At 71.2% G+C, this 25,462-nt stretch carries 23 protein-coding genes; 12 read left to right on the top strand and 11 right to left on the bottom strand.

Annotation, left to right across the window (positions count from 1 at the left end; translation table 11 throughout):
• Positions 1 to 54: 54 nt before the first annotated feature.
• Both ABZX22_RS10725 and ABZX22_RS10720 read right to left on the bottom strand, forming a co-directional pair.
• Positions 55 to 708, bottom strand: a complete 654-nt coding sequence (locus ABZX22_RS10725) for a TrkA family potassium uptake protein (protein WP_354907418.1) — start codon at positions 706 to 708, stop codon at positions 55 to 57.
• 1 nt (position 709) lies between these two features.
• Positions 710 to 2,056, bottom strand: a complete 1,347-nt coding sequence (locus ABZX22_RS10720) for a potassium transporter TrkG (RefSeq protein ID WP_354907417.1) — start codon at positions 2,054 to 2,056, stop codon at positions 710 to 712.
• Between the two features lie 123 nt (positions 2,057 to 2,179).
• On the opposite strand from ABZX22_RS10720, the gene ABZX22_RS10715 reads away from it, so the two are divergent.
• Entirely contained in the window at positions 2,180 to 2,656 is a 477-nt protein-coding gene (locus ABZX22_RS10715; RefSeq protein ID WP_354907416.1) for a hypothetical protein, read from the top strand.
• 97 nt (positions 2,657 to 2,753) lie between these two features.
• Here ABZX22_RS10715 and ABZX22_RS10710 read toward each other — a convergent pair whose 3' ends face one another.
• Entirely contained in the window at positions 2,754 to 3,353 is a 600-nt protein-coding gene (locus ABZX22_RS10710; protein ID WP_354907415.1) for a helix-turn-helix domain-containing protein, read from the bottom strand.
• A 60-nt stretch (positions 3,354 to 3,413) separates the two neighbouring features.
• Between ABZX22_RS10710 and ABZX22_RS10705 the strand changes: the two genes are divergently transcribed.
• The 9 genes from ABZX22_RS10705 to glnII all read left to right on the top strand — a co-directional run bounded on the left by ABZX22_RS10705 (position 3,414) and on the right by glnII (position 13,195).
• Positions 3,414 to 4,493: a hypothetical protein gene (locus ABZX22_RS10705; protein ID WP_354907414.1), complete on the top strand. Its 1,080-nt coding sequence runs from the start codon at positions 3,414 to 3,416 to the stop codon at positions 4,491 to 4,493.
• Positions 4,494 to 4,534: 41 nt separating this feature from the next.
• The gene (locus tag ABZX22_RS10700) at positions 4,535 to 4,840 is read left to right on the top strand and encodes a hypothetical protein (protein ID WP_354907413.1); all 306 of its coding nucleotides are present in this window, start codon (positions 4,535 to 4,537) and stop codon (positions 4,838 to 4,840) included.
• Positions 4,834 to 5,934 carry an adenosylhomocysteinase gene (locus ABZX22_RS10695; RefSeq protein WP_354907412.1) on the top strand — a complete coding sequence of 367 codons (1,101 nt, stop codon included), beginning with the start codon at positions 4,834 to 4,836 and terminating at the stop codon, positions 5,932 to 5,934. Before ABZX22_RS10700 ends, ABZX22_RS10695 begins: the two co-directional genes overlap by 7 nt.
• Positions 5,931 to 7,532, top strand: coding sequence for an ABC transporter ATP-binding protein (locus tag ABZX22_RS10690; RefSeq protein WP_354907411.1), 1,602 nt, complete (start codon positions 5,931 to 5,933; stop codon positions 7,530 to 7,532). Before ABZX22_RS10695 ends, ABZX22_RS10690 begins: the two co-directional genes overlap by 4 nt.
• Positions 7,533 to 7,550: 18 nt before the next feature.
• A complete protein-coding gene (locus ABZX22_RS10685; protein WP_354907410.1) occupies positions 7,551 to 8,120 on the top strand; it encodes an ECF transporter S component in 570 nt (189 codons plus the stop codon).
• 3 nt (positions 8,121 to 8,123) lie between these two features.
• The gene (locus tag ABZX22_RS10680; protein ID WP_354907409.1) at positions 8,124 to 8,945 is read left to right on the top strand and encodes an energy-coupling factor transporter transmembrane component T; all 822 of its coding nucleotides are present in this window, start codon (positions 8,124 to 8,126) and stop codon (positions 8,943 to 8,945) included.
• Complete coding sequence (locus ABZX22_RS10675) at positions 8,942 to 10,180, top strand: amidohydrolase family protein (protein ID WP_354907408.1); 1,239 nt, start codon at positions 8,942 to 8,944, stop codon at positions 10,178 to 10,180. The genes ABZX22_RS10680 and ABZX22_RS10675 overlap by 4 nt, the downstream gene beginning before the upstream one ends.
• A gap of 3 nt (positions 10,181 to 10,183) precedes the next feature.
• Entirely contained in the window at positions 10,184 to 12,091 is a 1,908-nt protein-coding gene (locus ABZX22_RS10670) for a nitrate- and nitrite sensing domain-containing protein (RefSeq protein WP_354907407.1), read from the top strand.
• 84 nt (positions 12,092 to 12,175) lie between these two features.
• Positions 12,176 to 13,195 (top strand): glutamine synthetase, encoded by a 1,020-nt coding sequence (gene glnII, locus ABZX22_RS10665; RefSeq protein ID WP_354907406.1) that lies wholly within the window; start codon positions 12,176 to 12,178, stop codon positions 13,193 to 13,195.
• A 200-nt stretch (positions 13,196 to 13,395) separates the two neighbouring features.
• Here glnII and ABZX22_RS10660 read toward each other — a convergent pair whose 3' ends face one another.
• Positions 13,396 to 13,941 (bottom strand): dihydrofolate reductase family protein, encoded by a 546-nt coding sequence (locus tag ABZX22_RS10660; RefSeq protein ID WP_354907405.1) that lies wholly within the window; start codon positions 13,939 to 13,941, stop codon positions 13,396 to 13,398.
• Between ABZX22_RS10660 and ABZX22_RS10655 the strand changes: the two genes are divergently transcribed.
• Positions 13,942 to 14,172, top strand: a complete 231-nt coding sequence (locus ABZX22_RS10655) for a hypothetical protein (protein WP_354907404.1) — start codon at positions 13,942 to 13,944, stop codon at positions 14,170 to 14,172. It abuts the gene before it with no gap.
• 13 nt (positions 14,173 to 14,185) lie between these two features.
• Here ABZX22_RS10655 and ABZX22_RS10650 read toward each other — a convergent pair whose 3' ends face one another.
• Positions 14,186 to 14,887, bottom strand: a complete 702-nt coding sequence (locus tag ABZX22_RS10650; protein WP_354907403.1) for a helix-turn-helix domain-containing protein — start codon at positions 14,885 to 14,887, stop codon at positions 14,186 to 14,188.
• Between the two features lie 192 nt (positions 14,888 to 15,079).
• Positions 15,080 to 16,021 (bottom strand): MerR family transcriptional regulator, encoded by a 942-nt coding sequence (locus ABZX22_RS10645; RefSeq protein WP_354907402.1) that lies wholly within the window; start codon positions 16,019 to 16,021, stop codon positions 15,080 to 15,082.
• A gap of 96 nt (positions 16,022 to 16,117) precedes the next feature.
• Here ABZX22_RS10645 and ABZX22_RS10640 point away from each other — a divergent pair, with 96 nt between their 5' ends.
• Positions 16,118 to 16,732: a TetR/AcrR family transcriptional regulator gene (locus ABZX22_RS10640; protein WP_354907401.1), complete on the top strand. Its 615-nt coding sequence runs from the start codon at positions 16,118 to 16,120 to the stop codon at positions 16,730 to 16,732.
• A gap of 151 nt (positions 16,733 to 16,883) precedes the next feature.
• Here the strand turns inward: ABZX22_RS10640 and ABZX22_RS10635 are convergent, their stop codons facing one another.
• The 5 genes from ABZX22_RS10635 to ABZX22_RS10615 all read right to left on the bottom strand — a co-directional run bounded on the left by ABZX22_RS10635 (position 16,884) and on the right by ABZX22_RS10615 (position 25,405).
• The gene (locus ABZX22_RS10635) at positions 16,884 to 17,816 is read right to left on the bottom strand and encodes a hypothetical protein (RefSeq protein ID WP_354907400.1); all 933 of its coding nucleotides are present in this window, start codon (positions 17,814 to 17,816) and stop codon (positions 16,884 to 16,886) included.
• Between the two features lie 54 nt (positions 17,817 to 17,870).
• Positions 17,871 to 19,883 carry a CehA/McbA family metallohydrolase gene (locus ABZX22_RS10630; protein WP_354907399.1) on the bottom strand — a complete coding sequence of 671 codons (2,013 nt, stop codon included), beginning with the start codon at positions 19,881 to 19,883 and terminating at the stop codon, positions 17,871 to 17,873.
• A gap of 116 nt (positions 19,884 to 19,999) precedes the next feature.
• Positions 20,000 to 21,532 (bottom strand): aldehyde dehydrogenase family protein, encoded by a 1,533-nt coding sequence (locus tag ABZX22_RS10625; protein ID WP_354907398.1) that lies wholly within the window; start codon positions 21,530 to 21,532, stop codon positions 20,000 to 20,002.
• Positions 21,533 to 21,601: 69 nt separating this feature from the next.
• Positions 21,602 to 22,147: a cupin domain-containing protein gene (locus ABZX22_RS10620; RefSeq protein WP_354907397.1), complete on the bottom strand. Its 546-nt coding sequence runs from the start codon at positions 22,145 to 22,147 to the stop codon at positions 21,602 to 21,604.
• Positions 22,148 to 22,156: 9 nt separating this feature from the next.
• Positions 22,157 to 25,405 carry an NACHT domain-containing protein gene (locus ABZX22_RS10615; RefSeq protein ID WP_354907396.1) on the bottom strand — a complete coding sequence of 1,083 codons (3,249 nt, stop codon included), beginning with the start codon at positions 25,403 to 25,405 and terminating at the stop codon, positions 22,157 to 22,159.
• Positions 25,406 to 25,462 lie beyond the last annotated feature (57 nt).

The raw sequence follows: 25,462 nt of genomic DNA, 5'->3' as shown, positions 1-25,462 counted from the left end.
GCAAGCTAGCAGATCATGATCCAATTGATCATGATATTTCCGACATCTGCGGTTTCAGGGGAGTTCGGCGAAGCGCTCCACGTTCTCGGTCCTGCCCGAGACGAGGATGACGTCCCCATAGGCGAGCTCGGTCTCCGCCGTGGCGTAGGTGAACTCCTCGCCGGGGCTCTTGACCGCCACCACGGTCACCCCGAACTTCTTGCGCAGCCCCGACGAGCCGAGCCGTATCCCGACGTACTCCTTCGGCGGCCGCGTCTTGGCCAGCGCGAAGCCCGCGTCCACCTGCATGTAGTCGAGCATCCGCCCGCTGACCAGATGCGCCACCCGCTCGCCCATGTCGTGTTCGGGCAGCACCACGCGGTGGGCGCCGATCCGGCTGAGGATCTGGCCGTGCTGCCTGCTCACCGCCTTGGCCCAGATGTCCTCGATCTCCATGTCGACCAGCACCGAGGTGGTCAGGATGCTGGCCTCCAGATCGCCGCCGATGGCCACCACCGCGCGGTAGAAGTCGGGCACGCCGAGCTGGGTGAGCGCCTCCGGGTCGGTGGCGTCGGCGGCGGCGATCTGGGTGATCTGGCCCGCCAGTGCCTGCACCACCTTGGGGCGGCTGTCGATGGCCAGCACCTCGGTGCCTCGTCTGGTGAGCTCGAGCGCGAGCGCGGTCCCGAACCTGCCGAGACCGATGACGACCACGGGGTCGTTTCTCATGTCAACCAACTATGACCCGTTCCTCAGGTAGTTCGTACCGGCTCGAGCGTTCCTTCAGGGCCAGCGCCGAGCCGAGCGTGAGCGGCCCGATCCGGCCCACGAACATCAGCAGCACGAGCAGCAGGTGCGCCGCGGGCGGCAGGTCGGCGGTGATACCGGTGGACAGGCCCGCCGTGCCGAAGGCGGCGATCACCTCGAACAGCACCCTGTCCAGGCTGTGCGGGGTGATCACCAGCAGGATGTAGGTGGAGACGGTCACGAACGCCACCGCCATCAGGCTGATCGCCACGGCCTGCCGTTGCGCGGACTCCGGCAGCCGGCGGTGCCCGATGTTCACCCTCGACTCCCCTCGCAACTCGGCCCAGATGACGAAGGCCAGCAGGCCGAAGGTGGTCACCTTGATGCCGCCCGCCGTGCCCGCGCTGCCGCCGCCGATGAACATCAGGACTTCGGTCACCAGCCAGCTCGACGGGTGCATCTGGGAGATGTCGAGCGTGTTGAACCCCGCCGAGCGCGGCATGACGCCGGCGAAGAAGGCGGCCAGCAGCTTGCCCGGCTCGTCGAGCGGGCCGAGCGTGCGCGGGTTGGTCCACTCGGTCAGCAGGAAGGCCAGCGTGCCGGCGGCCAGCAGGACGACCGTCATCCAGACGGTGATCCTGGTGAGCACGGTCCACCGGCCCGGGTGCCGCCACGCGCGGAACAGCTCGAAGACGACCGGGTAGCCGAGCCCGCCGACGATCACCGCGGCGGCGATCGTCAGGCAGATCCACGGGTCGCCGACGAAGCGCGTCAGGCCGTCGCTCCACAGGGCGAACCCGGCGTCGTTGAAGGAGGAGATCGCGTGGAAGACACCCAGGTAGACGGCCCTGCCCAGCGGCTCGCCGTACCCGAGGAGGAAGCGCAGGGTGAGGATGACGGCGATGACCGCCTCACAGCCGAGGCTGAAGAAGAGCACCTTGCGGGCGACTCTGCGCATGTCGGCGGTGCCGAGCGCCTTGGACTCGGCCTGGGCCAGCATGCGGGCGCGCAGGCCGAGGCGTCCCGAGACCAGGACGGTGAACATGGTGGCGAGCGTCATGATGCCCAGGCCGCCGACCTGGATCAGACCGGCGATCACCACCTCGCCGAACACCGACCAGTGCCCCTCGGTGTCGACGGTCGCCATGCCGGTCACGGTCACCGCCGAGGCGGCGGTGAACACCGCGATGACCCAGCCGGCCGGCTCGCCCGTGGTCGTGGCCGCGGGCAGCATGAGTAACAGCGTGCCCGCCAGGACGGCGAGCCCGAACGCGGTGGCGATCACCTGGGTGGGGCGCTGGAACCGTTCGAGCGCGGTCGACCTCCTCATCGCCCCCGCCGCGGCCCGTTGGCCAGGATCGTCGCTGACATCACGACCCAGAACCGTATCGGGTTCCGCTCGGGCCACGAGGCCGGGGTGAACCACACGGCCGCGGCGCACGTGAGTGGGTGCATGAGGAGACTTGTCGCGGCCGTGGGCATCCTGACGGCGCTGCCGGGTTGCGCCGCCGAGCGGTCGTGCACGCTGGTCGGCGCACCCGCCGGGATCTCGATACGCGTCGACGCCCCGCTCGCCGGCCGGGTGTCGGCGGCCGAGCTGACGGCATGCTGGGACGGCTCCTGCCGCCGGACGAGGGTGGAGCTCCACCCGGCCGGCGGCATCGTGCGGCAGAGCTGCGAGGGCACGGACTGCACGGCCGAGCTGGGGCCCAAGGGCGGTAAGCAGGGTTTCGGCGACCTGGCGGAGCTGCCGAAGGCGAGGGTGGACGCGGTGCTACGGCTGGAGGGGCGGGCCGGAGCGACCGTCGTGGAGCGGCGCCTGACCGTCACGCCGAAGGCCGTCTTCCCCAACGGCCCTGACTGCGGCGAGGCGGGTCCGCAGGCCGTGATCACCGTGTCCGGCACCGGCTCGGCCAGCGAGGGGACGTGACCTCGGTGCGGTCACCGGTCGTGTCGGCGGAGAGCGGAGGAGCGGTAACGATGCCGGCGAGGACACCTGGCCGCCTCCTGACCGGCGGCGGGGACGGTCAGGAGGGCTCCTCCCGCAGCGCGCCGTAGAGGAAGATCTGGACGAGATCGGCGGTGGCGGGGCCGTCGCCCGTCCGCGCCCCGGTGAACAGCAGGCCGAGGAAGACGGCGGCGACCTGGTCGGTGCCCGCCCGCAGGGCGCCCGCCTCCGGCTCGAACAGTTCGGCGATCGCTGCCCTGACGAGGTCCATGGAGCGCTCGCGGTCGCCGGGCCGGCCGGCGGTCGCGTCGCCGCGACGGTGACCCGAGGACATCAGCGCCCCGGCGACGGCGCCGATGCGGGCGAGGTGGGCGCCGAGCGCGTCGGCGGCCTCGGTGAGGCGGTCGGCGAGCGGCTGGTCCATCGGGATCGAGGCGATCTGCTCGACGGCGTGGTCGGGGCGGAGCGCCTCGGCCATGCAGGCGTCGAGCAGCTCCTCCTTGTCGGCGAACACGCGGAAGATCGTCGCCTCGCCGATGCCGGCGGCCCGGGCGACCTGGCTGGTCGTCACGGCGGTGCCGTGCTCGGCGACGAGGGGGAGCGCGGCGGCGACGATCATCGCGCGACGGCGCTCGGGGGTCATGCCAGGGGCGCGGCGCCGGGGTGTGTCTGTCGTCATATCGCCCACGGTACGGAGTGAGCACTCACTCCGTCAAGGGAAGCCGATAGGGTGATCGGCATGATGTTGCGTTGGACCGTGATCGTGCCTGTCGCCGCCTTCCTCGTTCTCGCCTTCGCCTGGGGCCGCCCGGCCGTCGGCCTGCTCATGGCACTGGTCGCGCTGGCCCTGGTCGGTGCCGTGATCGCCGCCGTGCACCACGCGGAGATCGTCGCCCACCGGGTGGGGGAGCCGTTCGGCACGCTGATCCTGGCCATCGCCGTCACCGTCATCGAGGTGGGGCTCATCGTCATCCTGATGAGCGCGGGCGGCGCGGGTGCGGAGTCCCTGGCGCGCGACACCGTGTTCTCCGCCTTCATGATCGTCTGCAACGGCGTGATGGGCCTGTGTCTGCTGGTGGGCGCGCTGAAGCACCACGTGCTGGAGTTCAGGGTCGACGGCGTCACCGCCGCGCTGGCGACGCTGAGCGCCGTGGCCACGCTCGCGCTGGTCCTGCCGAACTTCACGCTCGCCACGCCGGGACCGACGTACTCGGCCGCGCAGCTGGCCTTCGCGGGCATCGCCTCGCTGGTCCTCTACGGCGTGTTCGTCTTCATGCAGACCGTCCGCCACCGCGACTACTTCCTGCCGGTCCAGGCCGGCGGCGAGGGGCGCCCGTCCGAGGAGCACGCCGACCCGCCCACCCGGCGCACCGCCCTGATCAGCCTCGGCCTGATGCTGATCTGCCTGGTCAGCGTCGTGGGACTGGCCAAGACCGTCTCTCCGGCCATCGAGGAGAGCATCGCGGCGATCGGCGCGCCGCGCACCACGGTCGGCGTAACGATCGCCTTGCTGGTCCTGCTGCCCGAGACGGTGGCGGCGGTGCGCGCCGCGGCCCGCAACAGGGTGCAGAACAGCTTCAACCTCGCGCTCGGCTCCGCTCTGGCGAGCATCGGGCTGACCATTCCGGCGATCGCGGTCGTCTCGCTGCTGACCGGCGACAGTCTCGCCCTCGGCCTTGGACCGCTCCAGATGGTGCTGCTGGCACTGACGGTGGTGATAACAACTCTGACCGTCGCCCCGGGAAGAGCGACACTCATGCAGGGAACCGTCCACCTGGTGCTTTTCGGGGCCTTTCTCTTCCTTGCCGTCAGCCCCTGATCTCCCCTTTAATCGGAACCTGCGATTTCGGACGGAGACCATTGACCCCGCTACCTGCCGCCCAGGTCGTCATCCAGACCATCCTGCGGCGCACGAACCTCCTCATGGCGGGCAAGCGCGTATCGATCGTGGGCGACGTGCCAGGACTGGCCTCCCGCCTGCGCGCCATGGGCGCCCACCCCGGCACCGCGCTCGCCGAGGCCGACCTCGTGATCGGCGACGACGTCGACCGGGCCGCGCTGCGGCCCGGCGCGATCCTGGCGACCACCCGGCCGGGCGACGGCGAGCGGATGCGTGACGGGGTCCTGGCGCAGGGCCGCCTGTTCGTGGTGGACCTGACGTGTTAACCGACATCAGGTACCCCGAGCGGTGGTCCGAAGGGCTGGAGAAGATCGCGTGGGCACGCCGGTTCATGCCGGTCATGGCCGCGCTCCGCTCGGGGCTGTCCCTCCACGGCGTTCGGATCGGCCTGGTCCTGGTCCTGGAGCCCAAGACCGCCAACCTGGCCCTGACGCTCAGGGACGCCGGGGCCGACGTCATCGTCACCTGTCCCGGCAGGGAGACCATGGACGACGTGGCCGCCGCGCTCGTCCACGAGGGCGTCGCCGTGCTGGCCCGCTCCGACGCCGGCCGCGCCGAGGACGACGAGCTGGCCAGGAGGATGCTCGGCCAGCGGCTCGACGTGCTGGTGGACGACGGCGCCCGGGTCATCACGCTGGCCCACGCCGAGAACCGGCTCGCCACGCTGAAGGGCGCGGCCGAGGAGACCACCAGCGGGCTGCGCGCCCTGCGGCGCACCCCCCTGCGCATCCCGGTCATCGCCGTCAACGACGCCCGCTCCAAGTACCTGTTCGACAACGTCCACGGCACGGGACAGTCGTGCGTGATGGCCGCCCTCGACCTGACCGGCCTCGACCTCGACGGAGCGACCGTCGCCGTCGCCGGCTACGGCCACGTCGGCCAGGGCGTCGCCCGCTACGCGGCCGCGCTCGGCGCCCGGGTGATCGTGAGCGAGGTCGACGCGCTCGCCGCGCTGCGCGCCTTCCACGACGGCTACGAGGTGCGCCGGCTCCTCGCCGCGTGCGCCGAGGCCGACCTGGTGTTCTCCGCGACCGGCGAGCCGTACACGATCAGGCGGCAGCACCTGGAGGCGCTCAGGGCCGGCGCGGTCGTGGCGGTGGCTGGCGGGGTGCGCGACGAGGTCGAGCCCGGCGTCGCGGGCCCCTACCGGCTGCTGGCCGACGGCGAGTGCGTCAACTGCGCGGCCGCCGAGGGCAACCCGATCGAGATCATGGACCTGTCCCTGTCGCTGCAGGCCCTCGCCGTCGGCCACCTGCTCACCCACGACCTGCCACCCGGACTGCACCCGCTGCCCGACGCGCTCGACGAGCGGGTGGCCAGGCTGAAGCTCGACGCGCTCGGACTGGAGCTCGACCAGTGATCATCGACATCCGCGACGCCGCCGTCCGCTACCGCGCGACCGGCCTGCAGGTGCTCAGCGACGTCTCGCTCCAGGTGGCCGCGGGCGATTTCGCCCTGGTTAGCGGCCCCTCGGGAGGTGGCAAGAGCACGCTGCTGCGCATGGTCAACGGCCTGGTCCCGCACTCCTACCGGGCCGAGGTGACCGGGCAGGTCAACGTCGGCGGCGCGCCCGTCGCCGACCAGACGATCCGGCAGCTGTCCACCGTCGTGGGCACGCTCCTGCAGGACCCCCACAAGCAGATCGTCGGCGCGACCGTCTTCTCCGAGCTCGCCTTCGGCCCCGAGAACCTCGGGCTGCCCCGAGCCGAGATCCGCGCCCGCATCGAGGAGGTCACCGCCAGGGTCGGCATCACCCACCTGCTCGGCCGCGCCACCCACGAGCTGAGCGGCGGCGAGCTGCAGATGGTGGCCTTCGCGGGCGTGCTGGTCATGCGGCCACGGGTGGTCGTGGTCGACGAGCCCCTGGCCAACCTCGACCCCGCCGCCAGCCGCCACCTGCTGACCGAGCTGCGCCGGTTCGTCGACGACGGCGGCGCGGCCGTGGTGGTCGAGCACCGGGTCGAGGAGCTGCTGGAGTTCGGCCCCACCCAGGTGCTCTACCTGGAGGGCGGCCGGCCCCGCTACACCGGCGACGTGACCGGCTTCCTGCGCGAAGCCCCCGTCGCGCACGTCAAGCTCCCCTTCGAGGCACTGGTCGCCAGGGCGGACGAGCTGCCCGAGGTGCCCGCCCTGCCACGCGCCGCGCCCCCCGGCGGCCCGGCCAGGCTGCACTACCAGCGGGTCACCCTCGGGTACGGCCCGCGGCCCGTCCTGCGCGAGGTCGACCTGGCGCTCGGGGCGGCCGAACGGATCGCGGTGCTGGGCCGCAACGGCGCGGGCAAGTCCACGCTGCTGCGCGCCGCCGTCCGGCTGATCGAGCCCTCCGCGGGCCGGGTGCTGGTCGACGGCGAACCGGTCGACCGGCGCTCGACGCTGAGCCTGGCCACCACCTTCGGCTACGTCTTCCAGAACCCCAGCCAGGCGCTGTTCTCCGCCACCGTCGCCGAGGAGCTCGCCTTCGGGCCCCGCAACCTGGGGTGGAGCGCCGACCAGATCGCCGAGACCGCCGAGGCGGCGCTGACCGCCATGCTGCTGCACCACGAGCCCGACATCATGCGACGCTCGCCGCACACCCTGTCCTACGGCCAGCAGCGCCGCCTCACCGTCGCCCTCGCGCTGGCCATGCGGCCCGAGACGCTCATCCTCGACGAGCCGACCGCCGGGCAGGACCTGCACACCACCACGACGTTCATGGAGCGCGTGCTCGGCGGCATGCGCAGCGTCTACTTCATCACCCACGACGTCGATCTGGCGCTCACCTCGGCCGACCGGATCGTGATCGTCGACGGGGGGCGGATCGTCGCGGACGCGCCCCCCGCCGAACTGGCCCACCGCGAGGAGCTGTGGGCCGAATCGGGCCTGCGCGCGACCAGCCTGGTCCGAGCCGTCCGCGACCGCCTCCCCGGAACGGGAACCATCCCGCACCCCTTCCAATTAGCGCGCCTGACCCCCCAGTGAGGAAGGACTCGACCCCCCATGAGTACAGAGGCAGTATCACCACGCCCACCCCTGTGGGAGATCAACTCCAGGGTCGTGGTGTTCGCGGCCGTCGGCGCGGCGCTCTACGCGGTGCTCGGCCTCATCAGCTTCACCATCCCCGGCACCCAGTTGGTCGACGTCCGTCCCGCCTTCGCCTTGGTGATGTTCTTCGGGATCCGCTTCGGCCCCATCGTCGGCCTCTTCACCGGTCTGGTCGGCAACATCGTCATCGACACCATCAAGGGCTACGGCACCTTCACCTACTGGCACTGGAGCGTGTCGAACGCGCTCGCCGGGCTTCTCGCGGCCGTCCTGTTCGCGCTACTGGCCAGCCGGATCAAGCGACAGGCCTGGCGGTTGATCGTGGTCGGGATCATCGCCGAGTTGGCGCTCGCACTCGGCTTCCTCTTCTCCATCACCGACATGTGGCTTCAGGGCTCCGCCTTCGAGACCTGGCTGGCCACCGCCTACGGGCCCCTGCTGGTCAGCAACACGCTCGTCGCGCTCATCCTGACGCCCGCTCTGGACGCCGTCTGGGAGCCGATCGCCGCCCGAGTCGGCAGGTAGCCGATGGACGTCACGCCACGTTACCTGGGAGGGGACTCCTTCCTCGGCCGCCGTGACCCGCGCGTGCTCATGCTGGTCCCGGTGTTCTATCTCGTGGGCGTGGCGCGGATCGACGACGTGCGGGTCATCCTGGCCTGCGCGCTGGTGGCCCTGGCCTACTACCACGCGGCACGCATCCCGTGGCGGGAGGTCAGGGCCAACTGGATCTTCATTCTCGCCATCGTCACGATCACGGTGCTGCTCAACAGCGTCTTCACCGACGCCATGCAGATCGAGGCGACCAAGACGGCCGAACCGCTGTTCACCATGCCGTTGACAGACAACGCGGTCAGCGCGGCCACACTGAGTTACTCCGCGACGCTGCTGATCAGATTCCTGGCGCTGGCGATGGTGAGCTTTCCCATCGCCTTCTGCGTCGCGCCCGGAGATCTCGGGGTCACCTTCGCAAGGTTGAAGGTGTCGCAGCGGCTGGCCTTCGGCGTCGACCTCACCTTCCGTTTCCTGCCGTCCACGGCGGCCGGCATGCAGGAGATCATCGACGCCCAGCGCGTGCGCGGCTACGACCATCCGCGCACCAGCAACCCCGTCAAACGCCTCAGGTCCCTCAAACCCATCGTCATCCCGCTCACCGTCAACGCGCTCATCGACGCCGAGGACACCTCCAACGCCATGGACCTGCGCGGGTTCGGCGCCAAGCACCGCACCTGGATGCGCGAGCTGGCCTTCGACAGGACCGACTACCTGGTGCTGGCCTTCTTCGCCGCGCTCACCGTCGCGCTGCTCAGCTACAAGATCTTCGGGAGTGACGTCGTATGGGTGCCGTGACCACGTTCAGCGCCCCGCTCGTGCTGCCCATGGACGGCCCGCCGGTGCGCGACGGCAGGATCGCGGTGCGCGACGGCAGGATCGAGGCGATCGACACCGGCAGGGGAGCGGTCCACTACCCGGGGATCATCGTCGCCGGGCTGGTCAACGCGCACACTCACCTGCAGTACACCTGCATGGCCGAGGTCGGCCGCCGCGTCTACGCCTCCTTCGAGGAGTGGGCCGAGGTCTTCGACCGGGTCTACTTCGGCGGCGAGGACGGCAGCTGGAACCCCGCCCTCCGGCACGGCGTGTGGGACTGGGCGGCCGGGGCGACCGACGGGGCCTGGCAGTGCCTGCGCACCGGCACCACCGCCGTCGCCGACATCGTCACCGACCAGGAGGCGCTCGTCGACACCCCGCTCGGCGGCCTGCGCTACCTGGAGGCGCTCGGCGACAACGACACCTCCTGGCGCGACGGCGGCCGCGAGCGCTACCTCGACCTGCTCGCCAAGGCCGACGCCGTCTCGCCGCACGCCCCCTACTCCCTCGACACCGGCGTGCTGGCCGACCTGGCGGCGCTGGCGCGGCAGCGGGACCTGCGGATCCACATCCACCTGGCCGAGTCCGCCCACGAGCGCGAGTTCACCGTCCACGGCACGGGCGCGCTCGAGCGGTACATCACCAAGCTCGGACTCGACTTCGCCCTCCTGCGCGAGGGCGGCTCGGGGCTGGCGCCCGTCGCCTACGTCGACTCCACCGGACTGCTCGGCCCCACCTGCCACATCGCGCACGGCGTGGACCTCACCGCCGAGGACCGCGCGCTGCTGCGCGAACGCGGGACCTCCGTCGCGCTCTGCCCCCGCTCCAACCACGTGCTCGGCCTGCCGGGCCCCGATGTGGCAGCGCTGCTGCGCGAAGGCAACCCCATCGCCGTCGGCACCGACTCGTTGTCGTCCTCGCCCTCGCTCGACCTGCTCGCCGACGTCGCCGCCCTCCGCGAGCTCGCCGTACGGCAGGGCTACCGCGACGGCGACCTCGACCAGCGGCTGATCGAGGCGGCCACCGTCGGGGGCGCCCGCGCGATGGGCCTGGAGCACGATATCGGCAGCCTCACCCCGGGACACCGCGCCGACTTCGCCGTGTTCGACCTCGACCCTTCGACCGCGAACCCCTACCGGACCCTCGCCGAGCACGGCGCGGGCCGCTGCGTCGCGACCGTGGTAGGCGGCTCGCCCCTGACCGGAATGACCTGACCCATGGCCTCCCAAAGTCTGCGTTTCAAGCTGTACTCGCTGCTCAGCGTGCCGATCGTGGCCCTCGTCGGCCTGTGGACCTTCGTGGCGGGGCACGTGCTCGGCGACTTCTTCGAGCTGTCGGCCGCGACGGCCGTCTTCGAGGAGATCGGCGACCCCGCCGCCACGCTCGTCACCTCGCTCCAGCAGGAACGCAGGGATTCGGCCGTCTACCTGAGCGCGGGACAGCCGGACGCGCTCCGGCTCGCCGACGCGCGGCGCCGTACCGACCAGGCGGTCGAGCAGTTCCGGGGGACGGCCACCGGCGAGCGCGCCTCGACCGTGACCACGCCGGAGGTGCGCGCCGCCATCGACGCCGTCGTGGAGCGCACCCAGGGCCTGGCCAGGCTCCGCGAGAAGGTCGACGGCAAGCAGTCGGACCGGCTCGACACCGTCCAGGCCTACGGCGCCATCACCGACACCGTTTTCCGCCTCTTCGACCAGCTCATCACCGTGCCCCGGGTGCAGCTCTACCAGCAGGCGATCGGCCTGCAGCGCATCGCCCACGCCCGCGACCTGATGTCGCGCGAGGACGCGATGATCTCCGGCGCGGTGATGTCGGGCACGCTCGAACACGACGAGTACGAGGCCATGGAGATCTTCGCGCCGAACCGGCAGCTGCTCATGAACGAGGGCGTGGCCATGCTCGACACCGAGCTGCGCGGCCCCTTCGAGCGGCTGCTCGAGGGCGCCGACAGCAAGCGGCTGGCCGTACTCGAACACGAGATCGTCGAGGACGCCAGGCTGCCGCGCGACACGACCGCGTGGCAGCAGACCGTCACCCGCCTCGGCCCGTGGCTCGACCAGCTGCTCGAATCCCGCGTCCTGCTGCTCACCAACAGGTCCGACGACGCCGCGGGCGGCATCATCCTCAGGATCGGCATCGTCGGCGTGCTCGGCATCGCCGCCATCCTGGTCGCCGTCATCTGGTCGGTACGGCTGGGCCGCGGGCTGGTCGAGGAGCTCGACGGCCTGCGCGGCGCCGCCACCGACGTGGCCGAGGTACGGCTGCCGCAACTCGTCGAGCGGCTGCGCAGCGGGCAGACCGCCGAGGCCGACACCTCCTCGCCCATCTCCGTCTCGACCCCCACCCAGGAGGTGCGCGACCTGGCCAACGCCTTCGAAAGCGTCCGCCGCACCGCCGTCAGGGCCGCCGTCGGGCAGGCCGAGCTGCGCCAGGGCCTCAACCGCGTCTTCCGCAACCTGGCCAGGCGCAACCAGTCGCTCGTCCACCGCCAGCTCGGCCAGCTCGACGCCATGCAGCGCAAGACCGCCGAGCCCGACCAGCTCAGTGACCTGTTCCGGCTCGACCACCTCACCACCCGCATGCGCCGCCAGGCAGAGGGTCTGGTGATCCTGTCCGGCGCGCCCGCGGGACGCCAGTGGCGCCGCCCCGTCCAGATGCTCGACGTCGTGCGCGGCGCGGTGGCCGAGGTCGAGGACTACCTGCGCGTCACCATCCATCCCATCTCCGAGGGCACCCTCACCGGCAGCGCCGCGGCCGACGTCATCCACCTGCTGGCCGAGCTGGTCGAGAACGCGACCGTCTTCTCCCCGCCCAACACCCAGGTCAACGTGACGGGCGAGCTCGTGGCCCGCGGCTTCGCCGTCGAGATCGAGGACCGCGGCCTCGGCATGCCCGACGCCGAACGCGACGAGCTCAACCGGCGCCTGGCCGACCCGCCCGAGTTCGACCTGGCCGACAGCGACAGGCTCGGGCTGTTCGTCGTCGGACGGCTGGCCGTACGTCATGGCATCAAGGTCACCCTGCAGCGCTCCGCCTACGGCGGCACCACCGCCATCGTCCTCATTCCGCCGTCGCTGATGACCGATCCGTCCACGGGTGACCTTGCTCACACTCGCCCCGATTAACATGCCGTTCACATACGGGCAAAAACCGCGAAACGGCGCACTGCGAATCTCGGCGTGGCTGAGAAACACCCCGAAAGGACCGCCGTGAGCATCAAGGCTGAGTACATCTGGATCGACGGCACCGAGCCCACGGCTCTGCTCCGCTCGAAGACGAAGATCCTTGCCGACGGCGCCACCCCGCCGCTGTGGGGCTTCGACGGCTCCAGCACGAACCAGGCCGTGGGCCACTCCTCCGACCGTGTGCTCCGCCCCGTCTTCACCTGCCCCGACCCGATCCGCGGCGGTGACCACATCCTGGTCCTGTGCGAGGTCGAGGAGACCGACGGCGAATCGCACGTCAGCAACACCCGTGCGCGACTCCGCCCGATCGCCGAGCGTTTCGCCGAGCAGGAGTCGTGGTTCGGCATCGAGCAGGAGTACACCTTCTTCAAGGGCTCGCGCCCGCTCGGCTTCCCCGAGGGTGGCTTCCCCGCCCCGCAGGGCCCCTACTACTGCGGCGTCGGCGCTGACGTGATCTTCGGACGCGAGATCGTCGAGCTGCACCTCGACCGCTGCCTGGCCGCCGGCCTGCTCATCTCCGGCATCAACGCCGAGGTCATGCCCGGCCAGTGGGAGTTCCAGGTAGGCCCGGGCGGCCCGCTCGAGGTCTCCGACCACCTGTGGATCGCCCGCTGGCTGCTCTACCGCACCGCCGAGGAGTTCGGCGTGGAGGCCACGCTCGACGCCAAGCCCGCCCGCGGCGACTGGAACGGCGCCGGCGCCCACACCAACTTCTCCACCAAGGCGATGCGCGAAGGCTACGACGCCATCATCACCGCCTGCGAGGCGCTCGGCGAGGGCGACAAGCCCATGGAGCACGTCACCCAGTACGGCTCCGGCATCGAGTCCCGCCTGACCGGCCACCACGAGACCGCGCCGTGGAACAAGTACACCTACGGCGTCTCGCACCGCGGCGCCTCGGTGCGCATTCCGTGGCAGGTCGAGGTGGACAAGAAGGGCTACATCGAGGACCGTCGCCCGAACGCCAACGTCGACCCGTACGTGGTGACCCGCCTGCTGGTGGACACCTGCTGCACCGCCCTGGAGAAGGCCGGCCAGGTCTGACGGCAGGCCGGCCGGGTCCGACGGCAGGCCGGCCGGGGCCGACGGCCCGGCGGGTCCCCGAACTCCGGCTCGGACCGGCCGCGCGCATCGGTGCGCCGGTTCGCCGAGCATGAAGAAGCCCACCGCTGTTCCGGCAGCGGTGGGCTTTCCTCATGCCCAGCCCCGCGCTCCGCACCATGACGGCGGCCCGCGAGTATCGGTCAGCCGGCGTCCGGAACGTAGCTCAGGTTGAGCACGCCGGTCGTGAACGTCTCCGACCTGGTGAGCTTCAGCCGGTGGGTCGGGGTGTCCTCGAACAGCCGCCGGCCATGGCCGACGGCGATCGGGTGGACCAGCAGGTTCAGCTCGTCGAGCAACCCGTTGGCCAGCAGCCACCGCACGGTCGTCGCCGAGCCGGACATCTGGATGTCGCCGTCCGTCCGCTCCTTGACCTCGCGCAGCGCGGCCACCACGTCACCGGAGACGACGGTGGTGTTGTTCCAGTCCGCCTTCTCCAGGGTGTTCGACACGACGTACTTGCGCACGTTGTTGAGGAACGCGGCGGCGTCCTGGTCGTTGTCCGTCGTCGTCCAGTACGCGGACCACTCCTCGTACAGCCTGCGGCCCATCAGGAACGCCGCCGCGCGCTGCATGCCCGCTTCGACCGCGGCGCCCATCTCGTCGTTCCAGTACGGGAAGTGCCACTGGTCCGGCGACTCGACCACGCCGTTCAGGGAAATGAAGAAGTTCGAAACGATCCTGCCCATATGCTCTGCTCCTCGGTCGTCGTGGGTGACGAGGAGGGCGCCACGGCAGGCACCGCCGCCGCACATGTCGCGGCAGGCACCTACGCCCGCATGTACGGCAGGCACCTACGCCGCATGTACGGCAGGCACCTACGCCCGCATGTACGGCAGGCACCCTCGCCGCACGTGTCGCGGCTGCAGACGCCGGCCGCGCGATCCTCCTCTGACGGTGGCCCGCGACCGGCAGACTAGGCGGAAACGCCGGTCAGGTCTTGTACAGAAGCGACAGCGGCTCCGGCGCGTCCCGGTCGCGCAACTGCGTGGCGGTCCGCCCGACATAGCGGGCCAGCGACCGCGCCAGGTGCGGTTGGTCGAAGTACCCGAGCCGGTCGATCACATCATGGGCCGGCACGCCCTCCTGGATGAGGACCGCCGCCCGCCTGGCCCGATCGATCTGCCGGACGGCGCCGCGTGTGAGCCCGGTCGCCGCCACGAAGCGCCGCTGAACGGTGCGCTCGGACACCTCCGGCGACCCGCCACGAAGCACCGCGGCGACGATCGGGTCACGGTCCAGGACCCCCTCACGTGCCATCCGCCCGACGAACTCCTCGGCGTTGTCGTAGTCGGGAAGGCGCCAGGCGGAACCCTTCAGCTGGAACGACCTACGCGTCGCATCGGGGAGCTCCACCGAACCGTCGACGAGCCCACCGACCGGAAGATGGGGCATCGACGTGCCGAGCGAGAAGATGATCCCGAAGAACGTGGCCTCCTCGGGAACGGGGGCCGTGCTCGCCCTCGACTCCGGGCCCTGAATCGCGACGTGGATCTGGCCGCGGTGGTCCCAGAAGACCAGATCCCAGCGCGCCGTCGCGACCGACGTCATCCGGCCGACGTCGTCGCTGCTGCTCCGCCACACCCGCTCGATGTACGGCGAGTCGGACGATCGGCTCTCGACCGCCAAGCCCATCCGCGTCACTCCCCCTCGCCCCAGTGATGCTGCCGGCGCCGCGCAAGCAGTGTGGCACGAAACCCACCAAGCCGTCGCTCGTGACAAGGTGGCTCAGCTCCCCGTTCGTCCGGGTCCGCATCGAGGTGGCTCTGCTCGCCGTTCGTCCGGGTGCGCGTCGAGGCGGACGCTGACCCTGCGGAGCGCGGTCCGCTACGGCTCCGCGCGGGCGCGCAGCGCCTGGATGCACCAGCCGAACACCGGCGTCAGGCTTTCCGGCGCGGGCCAGTCGTTGACGACCGCGAGAAGCCGCGAGTATCGCTCCCGGCGAGGATCGTTCATACTCTCCAGTCGCGCCAGCAGCAGCCGCCCGACCTCGGCTCCGTCCGGCCGGCCGAGGAGGCGCGCGTAGCGGGCCGTGAGCGATCCGACGATCGGCTCGGCGCCGGGGGAGGCCGGGTCGAGGCCGCGCGCCACGGCCGGCGCGATGTGGTCCCGGACGACAGCGGCGAGATCGCGGCGCGGTCCCGGCCCGCCGGCGTTGGCGCGCTCGGCCGCATGGTCCTCGGCCATCCGGCGCATGCCGGCGCGGAAACCCGGGTCCTGGGACAGCTCGGCCAGCTCCACCCACGCCTCGACCTGCTCGGCCTCGGGGTTGTCGGGCAGTTCGGGAGTCATCGAGCGCCGGACACCCGCCAACTCCGGCGCGGCGGCCTCCAGACCGCCGAAGACGGTGTCGAGGAAGTCGTCGATCAGGACGTGGCGTTCGTCCTCGGACAGCTTGGCCAGCTTGTGCATGAGATCCATCTCCTCCGGGGTGGAGCCGCGCCTGGCCACCGCCGTCAGCACCGCCCGCCGCAGCCGTAGCGTGCGGATCTGCACCGCCAGCGCCTCGGCGTGCGTGGCGGCGACCTCGGGAAGCGAGACCTCCCGGTCGACGACCCTGCGGATCGTGGGCAGATCCAGCCCCAGGTCGCGCAGCGTGCGCACGAGGTCCAGGCGGGCGACGGCGTCGATGCCGTACAGACGGTGACCGGCAGGGCTGCGGTCAGCGGGCGGCACGATCCCCCGGTCGGAGTAGAACCGGACGGTCTTGACCGTCAGCCCGGTGCGTCGGGCCAGGTCGCCGATCGAGTAGAGCGTGTCGTCGTGCATGCCCTCACCTTCGCGCCTCCCCCTGCTGGAGGTTCAAGTCCGACGTCTCGTCCATCCCATACTGGCGGCATGCCACGGACGCCTATAGTGAGTCAGGTGACTGACTCGAAGGGTTCCCGGGTGCGGGCCGCGAGCGCCAAGCGGCAGCGGCTGATGGCGGCCGCCGCGCGGGTCGTGCATCAGCAGGGCGCCGAGCGGACCACCATCGCCGACATCGCCCGCGCCGCCGACGTCCCGGTCGGCAACGTGTACTACTACTTCAAGACCAAGGACGAACTCGTCGCGGCCGCGCTCGGCGAGCACGCCCGGCAGCTGGAGATCCTCACCGGACGGCTGGACGAGCTTCCCGATCCCATGGAACGGCTCAAGGGCCTGGTGGCGGCGTGGGTCAGCCAGCGCGATCTCGCCGCCCGCTACGGCTGCCCGACCGGAACGCTGGCCGTCGAGCTGGACAAGCGCGCCGAGGGCGGCCTGGACGTCGAGGCCGGGCGGGTCATCCGGCTCCTCCTGGACTGGGTGGAACGCCAGTTCCGCGACCTCGGGCTGCCCGAACCCGACGGCCTCGCCCTGACGATGGTGGGCGCCTACCAGGGCATGTCCCTGCTGGCCAACGCCCTGCGCGACCCCGGCATCATGGAACGGCAGGGCGCCTCCCTCATCGGATGGCTCAACTCCCTCCCCGGAGACGGACACATGACACCAGGGAGCTGAACAAATCGACGTTCAGCGGCAGATAGGCCCCGGCCTGCCTCCTGAGGGATCCAGTTGCTCGACACCACGTGCATGACGAGTGGATTCCGGAAAACAAAGAGCCCAACGCCGGAGAATGGCGGTGGGCTCCTTGGAAGGCGGTTGTGGGTGATTAACCGAAGAGCTCGTCAGTGGTGGTGACGGCGCCCGCGCGCAGGACCCATTGCGCGAGCTGGTCCAGGTCGTTACAGCTGAGGATGCGCTGACGGACCTCCTCGGAAACGGCTACGCCATGGTGCTCGAGGAGCATGAGCACACAATGCGCTTCCCCCCGCGCCATGCCTTCCTCGCGACCCACTTCCCGGCCCTCTTCGCGGCCTTCTTCCCGGCCCTGTGCCCTGCCTTCCTCCATGCCTACTTCCTTGCCTCGGTAGAAGTGCTCCTTGGCGAACGGGCTGTAGACGGGCCAGGTGGTGGACGTCATGATCTCCTCCAGGAGGCGCTTGGTCGCCGGCGAGGCCAGACGATATGCGTATTCATAGTACTGCGGAGCGTGTTCGGGATCGACCTTCTCCAGTGCTGCGAGGAAGACTTCGACCACGTCCGGTCTGTCTCCGTGGACCATCACTGACATGGCTGCCAGCTCTGGTCGTTCGATCGCGCAGGACAGGTCGGTGACCGCCGGGATGGCCTCCGGCCCGAGAACGCGCGGCGTGAGGGTGAAGCCGGGAAGGCCGGTGGCGATGGGCTTGGCCGCCCAGGCGGCCACCTTGGGGTCGGGGCAGACGGCCAGGACGGTGACCGGTCGGCGCAGCCGCAGCCACAGTGCGGCGGCGTAGCGCGGCCAGGTTTCGCGCTTGTCCTCGTTGATCGCCTGCTGGATCTCGATCACGATCCCGTGCTCGGGGTCGTGCTGCGGCCCAGCGATGATCACCGAGTCGGCCTGGAAGTCGACCGAGAGCCTGTCGTTGAAATCCGCGGGCGCGACGTGCGCCATGGCGCCGTCGAGGGATTCCATTTCGAAAAGGTCCGCCAGGATTTCCACCGCGAAAGCCGGACGGGACCGAAAAAGCAGATTGAGTGTGTCGTGTTCCGGAGAGGGCATGCACGGAACGTTATCGAATGCATGCGCAGAGTGTTGTTGCGTTATGCCGAAAAGCTATATGGCCAGCCGGGCCCGATAAATGCGGCGCGCCTCCTCGATCGCCTTCAGGTAATCGTCCATCTGCCATTGCTCGTCGAATCTGGCCGCCGTTCTCACCAGTTCTTCGAGGAGCTCGATCCACCGCAGGCAGAACATGACGTCGTCCTCCCTGGCCACCCGCCGATGCTCCACGTCGAGGTACACCGGACTCGTGTGCGCGTACACGTGCGTGAAGAGCGAGCGGGGATGCGCGCCTCCTTCCGCCACGGCCACCACGTACGTCGGCCACTGCACGGCCAGCTCCGCGCTCACCTCCGAGCCCGACGTCGAGGCCAGCTCCCCGTCGGCGGTCAGCACGGTCAGCCGTTCCACCTCGGGACCGATCACCCGGGCCGTCACCCGGACCGTCCGGCCCGGCGTGAGGTTCAGCGTCTCGCCCGGCCCCTGTCCGTCGACCAGCAGTTCCAGGAAAGGCCCCGTGGTGGCGAACGTGCGGCCCCGCCGTACGGCGTCGGCGTAGGAGTCCGCGGTCAGCGGCCCCTCGACCCGCGCGTAGGTGCGCTCCCAGCCGACGGGGCTGGCCACCATCTCCATGCGCTGCCTGGTGTAGGTCAGCATCGAGTCGGTGCCGGCGACGGCCGCCAGCCGGTTGCCCGCGCCGATCAGCCGCCGGTAGGCCCGCGCGGACCCCGTGGCGCAGGAGAAGTGCAGCAGCTCGAACCCGTCGACCAGGCCGAGCGCCGCGTCGACGACCGCCATCCTGGCCGTGCAGCCGGGCGTGCCGACCAGCTGCTCGGGGGTCTCGGTCGGCCCGCGGAAGGCGTGCGCGTAGCCGACGAGCGCGCCCAGCTCGCGCAGCTCTCTCAGCGCCCCCGTCGTCGGCGGCCAGTCGGGCGCGCCGGCGAACCCGGTGGCGTAGAGCGACGGCGGGGCCGCCGGCGCGAAGGCGTGCAGGTGGCCGAACAGGTCGTTGCGGTGCTCGACCCCCATCCTGGCCACGTGGGTGGCGTCCGACCACGGCAGGTCCTGGCCCGCCCAGTGCTCCAGCGCCTCCTTGTCCAGCACCCGCTCGCCGGAGACGTTCGCGGCCAGCAGGCTCAGCACGTGGAGGTCCTCGCCGTGCTGGGAGTCGGCCGCCCACTGCGGCGGCGCCACCAGGTCGCCGACGTAGTTGAGGTGGACGTGCAGGTCGCCGCCGTACCAGCCTCTGGCCGCGGCGTCGTAGATGCGCTTGGGGGTCAGCTCGACCAGCGTCTCGATGTGCTCGGGAGGGGTGAGCGAGGTCTCCGCCCAGCCGTACTCCATGCCCCGCGTCACCCTGACCGTCAGCGGCTCGGCTGGGACGAAGAGCATCAGATCGTCGCCGTGGAAGTACGGCACGCCGTTGAAGTCGCGCTTGGGCGGCACCCCTGGCGGGTACCAGCCCTGGCCGTCGGCGTTCCACACGCTCCACCGGCACGGGAAGCCGGCCCGCAGCCGCAGCGCCGCCCTGGGCGCGCTCCTGGTCAGGCCGGACAGGTCGAGGCCGCGGCCGTCGACGCGCACGTCGGCCGCCGTGTCGAGCTCGATCAGGCGCGCACCCTTGGCGGGCACCTCGTACTCCTGGTCGCCGACCGTCACCCACGCCGCGTGGTCGCAGGCGCTGTCGATCAGCAGCGTGAGCGGCAGCGGCGTGCCGCCCACCACCGCCCGGGTACGGCCGCGCAGGTCGTGGCCGTCGGGTGTGAGGCGCAGCACGGCCAGCCCCTCCGGCGGGACGGGGCCGAGCGCGCCGCGCAGCACCTCGTCGTAGTCGAGCTCGCACTCCAGGCGTTGCAGCTCGGCGGGCCCGGCCCCGGGGGCCTGCTCCCTGGCCTGGCGCCTGGCCTCCCGCCAGAAGGGGCCGACGTCCACGAACCGCGACTGGCTCATGACCCTGACATAGGCGATGGGGGGTTCGCCCCATGTCATTCCGTGATCGGCGAGCAGCTGGCGGTACTCCTCCAGCATGCGGGCCACAGGTGCGGGCAGCATCGGATCGTCACGCATCGGTTTCTCCCCGTAATCGCAGGCGTCGTCATCGTGACACAGCCCGGCACCGACCTGCGGAGGAGCGGATGTGGTTTTTCCACACCCGGGTTGACTCAGCTTCGACCCAGATCAACTCAGATACGGAACTCCAGGTCCGGGGTGATCTCGGCGACGTCCATCTGGGCCTTCTGCAGCCGTCCGGAGTGGTCCCAGTTCATCGCCTGCCAGCGGGTGAACTGGTCGAGCACCCACATCCCGGACTGGCGGCTGCCGTTGCCGGACTTGCCGTTGCCGCCGAACGGCAGGTGCGCCTCGGCGCCGCTGGTGGAGTTGTTGACGCTGACCATGCCCGCCGAGATGCCCTCGCGGAAGCGGAAGGCGCTGCGCGGGTCGGTGGTGTAGATCGAGGAGGACAGGCCGTAACAGGGCAGGTTGGCCAGCTCGATCGCCTCGTCGAGGGTGCTGAAGGTGGTGACGCCGACGATCGGGCCGAAGGTCTCCTCCATGAACAGCCGGTCGCCCGGCCTGACCCCGTCGACGATCGTCGGGTGGTAGTAGATGCCGCCGTCGCCGGTGAAGGAGCCGCGCGGGTTGGCGGCGCTGATCCTGCCCTGCGGGGTGAGCACCGTGTGGTGCGGCTGCACCCAGGTCAGGAACTCCTCGAACCGGTCGGCGAACTTTCCGTCCAGCAGCGGCCCGGCGAGCACCTCGCCCTTCGGGTCGCCGATCTCGGCCGTCGCCAGCGCCCTGGCGAAGCGCTCGACGAACTCGTCGTGCACCGACGCGTGCACGATGGCGGTGCCGAGGCTGGTGCAACGCTGGCCCGCCGTACCGAAGCCGGCGAACAGCGCGCCCTCGACGGCCAGGTCGAGGTCGGCGTCCGGCATGATCACCATGGGGTTCTTGCCGCCGAGCTCCAGGCAGGGCGACTGCAGGTGACGGCCGCACAGCTCGCCGATCTTCCTGCCGACCTCGGAGGAGCCGGTGAAGCCGACCTTCTGCACCGTGCCTTCGCCGAGAGCCGTCTCCAGCCCCTCGAAGGTCTCCCGGCCGTCGGCGAAGACCACGTTGAGCACGCCGTCGGGCAGGCCCGAGGCGGCGAACAGCTGGTACATCGCGTGCGCCGACGCCGCGGCGTACTCGGCGGGCTTCCACACCACGGCGTTGCCGCACAGCAGCGCGGGCACCAGGTACCAGCTCGGCACCGCCACCGGGAAGTTGCCGGCGGTGATCACCGCGGCCACGCCGACGGGGTTGCGGAAGGTGAACAGGTTCTTGTCCGGCATCTCCGACGGCACGGTCTGGCCGTACAGCCTGCGGCCCTCGCCGAGGAAGAAGTCGCAGGTGTCGACGATCTCGCGCACCTCGCCGAGAGACTCCGCGTACGGCTTGCCGATCTCCTCGGTCACCAGCCTGGCAAGCGCTTCGGCGTTCGCCTCGACCAGCCGGCCGATCGAGGCGATCACCCTGCCGCGGACCGGCGCCGGCGTGCGCGCCCACTCCCGCTGCGCCTCCTTGGCGGTACGGCAGGCCGCGGCGAAGGCGGCCGCGTCCGCGAGGCCCACGCGCGCGACGACCTGGGCGGTGTCGGCGGGGTTCGTCGAGTCGTAGGTGGTGGTGGCGGCGGCTTCCTTGCCGCCGACGACGGAGACGATCTGACGGGTCACCGGTGACCTCCTTGTGGTTCTTCCTGCCGCAAGCCAATCATTCCGCACGACTTGCGGGAAACACCGCCTTCAGGCGGTGAAATCCGCGAACTCGAATCCGGGGGAGACGACGCAGCTCACCAGCACCTCCTCGTCACCCGCGGGACGCGCGGCCTGCCACACCCCGGCGGGCACCCTGACCTGCGGGACTTGTCCCTCCTCGACGGCCGGGCCGAGCAGGACCTGCTCGTCGCCGATGGTCAGGGCGAGCGGGCCGCCCCGGTGCCACAGCCAGATCTCGTCGGACCTGACCATGTGCGGCACCGACTCCTCGCCCGGCTGGAGGAGGAAGTAGATGCCGGTCGCGCTGGCCCGCGGCCCGTCGTAGCCCTCGGGTTCGAAGGTGACGGCGCTCTTCCAGGTCTGCCGGTACCAGCCGCCCTCGGGATGGGGGAGCAGGTCGAGCGCCGCGGCGATCGGCGGGCGCTGGACGAAGGCGACGGCGTCGCCCCTGACGTCGCGGCGCAGGAAGCGGGTGCGGTCGAGGACGAGCTGGCCTTCCAGGTCGCTGGCCAGCGCCTCCGCCTCGTCGGCGACCTCGGTGACGGGGCCGTCCGGATAGATCATCAGCTCCATGGGGCGAGTCTAGGTCCGGTGCACGGTCAGGTGGCCCAGGCCGGCAAGCGGCGCGAGGTCGAGGGTGTCGGGCATGTCGCGCAGGTGAAGGGTCTCCAGCCCGGTCAGCCGCGCGAGCGGGCTGAGGTCCTTCACCTGGTCGCAGCGTTCGAGGTAGAGGAGCGTCAGCCGGTCCGTCCCGGCCAGGGGCCTCAGGTCGGCCACGGCGGTGCCGATGAGCCGCAGGACCGTGAGGTCGCGGGGTCCGTCCGGGAGCCAGTCCAGGTCGGTGACCCAGGGGCCGCCCAGTTCCAGCCATGACAGCGGCAGCCGCTCCAGCGCGTCGAGGCCGGCGGGTCCCGCGGTGCCCGTCAGGCCGAGCTGCTGCAGGGCGGGGAAGAGCGCGGCGATCTCGGCCACGCTGCCGGCGATGTCCGCGGCGCCCTCGATCAGCAGGGTGGTCAGCCCGGTGACCCCGGCCAGTGACCGCGGGTCGAACGCCTGGCCGCGGCAGTCGAGCGCCAGGGCCTCCAGCGCTCTGCTCAGCGACGACAGGCCGCCGTCCGGCACCTCGAGGCCGAGCTTGCGCAACCCGGCGAAACGGTCGAGGAATCCGAGGCCGTCGGCGCTCACCGTCCCCCACAGCGACAGCTCCCGCAGCGAGCCCAGCTCGGGGAAGGCGCCGAAGTCGACGGCCGGCAGGCCCTCGAAGAAGAGGAAGAGGGACTCCAGCAGCGGCAGACGGCGCAACGGGTCGAGCTCGGCCGTGCCCAGCTCGTAGAGCTGCAGGCTCCGCAGCTCCCGCAGGCCGTCGAGGAAGCCCAGATCCGTGACCGGCGCCGTGATCAGCAGGCTGTCCTGCACGTCCAGATGTCTCAGGCCGGGCAACAGCCACGGATCGCCGATGACCCCCAGCCACAACCGGGGGGCCAGCGCCAGTACCCTGCGCGCGTACTCCTCGGGATCGTAGAACCGCCAGCCCTCCTGGAGGGCCTCGTTGACGCAGTCGCGGCCGTCGGGCGCGTAGGCGGCCAGCAGGTCCAGCGATGCCGGGCCGTTGACCAGCCACGCCGTCCTGACCGCCATCGCGGCGGCCCCGTCCGGCACGCCCCCCAGGGTCCGGGGCAGCCGCCGGAGGATCTCCTCGCCCGCCGCGGCGAGCATCCGCGCCTCGTCCTCGTTCCGCGGCGGGATCACCGCGGCCAGGCACTTCTCGACCCTGTCACGCAGCTCCACCGGGATCTCCTGGATGGTCTCCAGGCACGAGGCGACCAGCAGCCGCAGCCGCCTGGCGTGCCGGGGCTCGCGCGCCGCCCGGTCGAGCAACCCGGCCAGCAGCTCGTGGCGCAACCGGCCGGTCGCGTGCCCGGCCGCCATGATCACGACCTCGCGCCACTGGTCGAGGTGGGCACGCTCGACCGCCGCCTCCACGTCCTCGTCGTCGGCGAGCTGGCCGGCCGCCAGGTACTCCTGGACCGTCTTGTGCGCGAAGTCGATCCGTCCCGGCACCGGCTCGCGCAGCACGCCGCTCCTGCGCAGCAGATGCTCGACCACCTCCTCGGCCCGGTACGGCATCCGCGTCATGGAGCCCAGCCGCTGCCCCACCCGCTTCAGCGCCGTGGCCTTCGACAGCTCCGAACGCCCCATCGACACCAGCCGCCAGGCCAGGTCCCGCAGGATCCACACCTTCTGCTCAGGGTCGAGCACGATGTCGTCGGTGATGCCGCGCTCGGCGTCACGGCGTTCGAGCAGCATCCCGAGCACCGCGTCGTACAGGCCCATCCGGCTGCGCGGCAGCTGCTTGCGCCGGTCCAGGTTGAGCGCGCACAGCATGCCGGCCAGCAGCGGGGTGGTGGCCAGCACGCGCAGGTGGGCGTTGCTCTCCAGACGGGCCAGCAGCGCGCCCTCGTACCCGTCGAGCTCGTCGGGCTCGCACGGCAGGCTCGGGCAGTCGCGCATCGCCAGATGCCACTGCCGGACCAGCTCCCGCAGGTCGCCGGGCGTCATCGGTTCGAGCTGGCAGGCGGCGAAGCCCTCGTCGGCCAGCCACCTGCCCTCCGCGGCGGCCGGCCTGGAGGTCACCACGACCCTGGTGCCCGGGTAGGCGGCCAGCATCCTCGACAGCCACTGCCGTACGGCGGGGCGGTGCCGTACCAGCAGCTCGTCGACCCCGTCGACCAGCAGCAGGCCCCGCCCCGACAGCAGCACCCGCTCGGCCCAGGCGCGCGGCGCGAGACCCGCGATCTCCTGGGCGACGTCGTCGAGGACGGCGTCCGGGCCGGGCAGGCGGCCGTCGGCGTGGCTGCGCAGCTTGACCATCAGCGGGACGCAGCCGTTCCACCCGGCCAGCTCGCCGGAGAAGGCGCCGCGCGCCGCCGTCACCGCCAGCCAGCGCAGCAGCGTGCTCTTGCCCGAACCCGCCTCCCCGCGCAGCAGCGTCAGCCGCGACCTGCCGAGCGCCGCCTCGATCCGGAGCGTCGCGGGGTCGGGCTCGTGCCGTCCGGTCAGCGAGGCGAGCGGCGGCGGGGCCGCGGCCCGCCCCGGCTCGGCCGTGGAGACGCTGAGGCTGATGTAGGCGACGCTGAGCGAGGTGCGCGGCCGGAAGCTCTCCACGCGCACCCCGAACAGCTCCACCTGGTCCAGCACCCGGCTGACGTGGTCGAGGTAGCGGCGCTCGAACGCGGCGTCGTCCTGGCGCCCCTCGGGCGCTTCGAGCGTGCGGACCGGCATGCGCGCCAGCAGCCGCTCCACCTGCTCGGCCAGGCCCGACAGCCGGGACAGGGTCTCGGCCGCGGCCCTGGGCAGGAACTGCGGCAGCTGCTGGATCATCCTGACCAGGCACTCCAGCGACTCGGCCAGCAGCACCTCGTACAGCCGGTCCTGCGCCTCGCCGAGCCTCGGCGGAGGCAGCGCGGCGCGCACCCGCTCGGCCAGCCGTACGGCGTCGCCGTCCGCGCCGAGCACGGCCGCGTCGGACAGGTCGGCCCGGCGCAACGCGTCCACGACCTCCATCAGCACCGCGGCGCGGTCGTGGTCCTCCAGGCCGCGGAACTCCTGCTCGACCAGCGGCCTCAGCCGGTCCTCGACCGCGAGGGCGATGCCCTCCACCTGGTTGTCGAACCGCCTGCGCAGGATCCGGTCCCTGAACGCGCTCTGCACGAGGTCCTTCAGCTCCGCGGCACGCTGCTCCCTGGCGCCACGGGCGGCCAGCCACTCGCGCACCGCCCGCTCCGCGATGGCCTTTCCCGCGGCGATCACCGCCGACTCGACGCCTGACATGGCGATCATCATCGCATCCGTGGCGGAATTGTCGGAGGGGGTCGCTAGGGTGCGGCA

The sequence above is a fragment of the Nonomuraea sp. NPDC003804 genome (assembly GCF_040610675.1).
Lineage (GTDB): Bacteria > Actinomycetota > Actinomycetes > Streptosporangiales > Streptosporangiaceae > Nonomuraea.
This window is presented reverse-complemented; position numbering and strand designations above follow the sequence as displayed.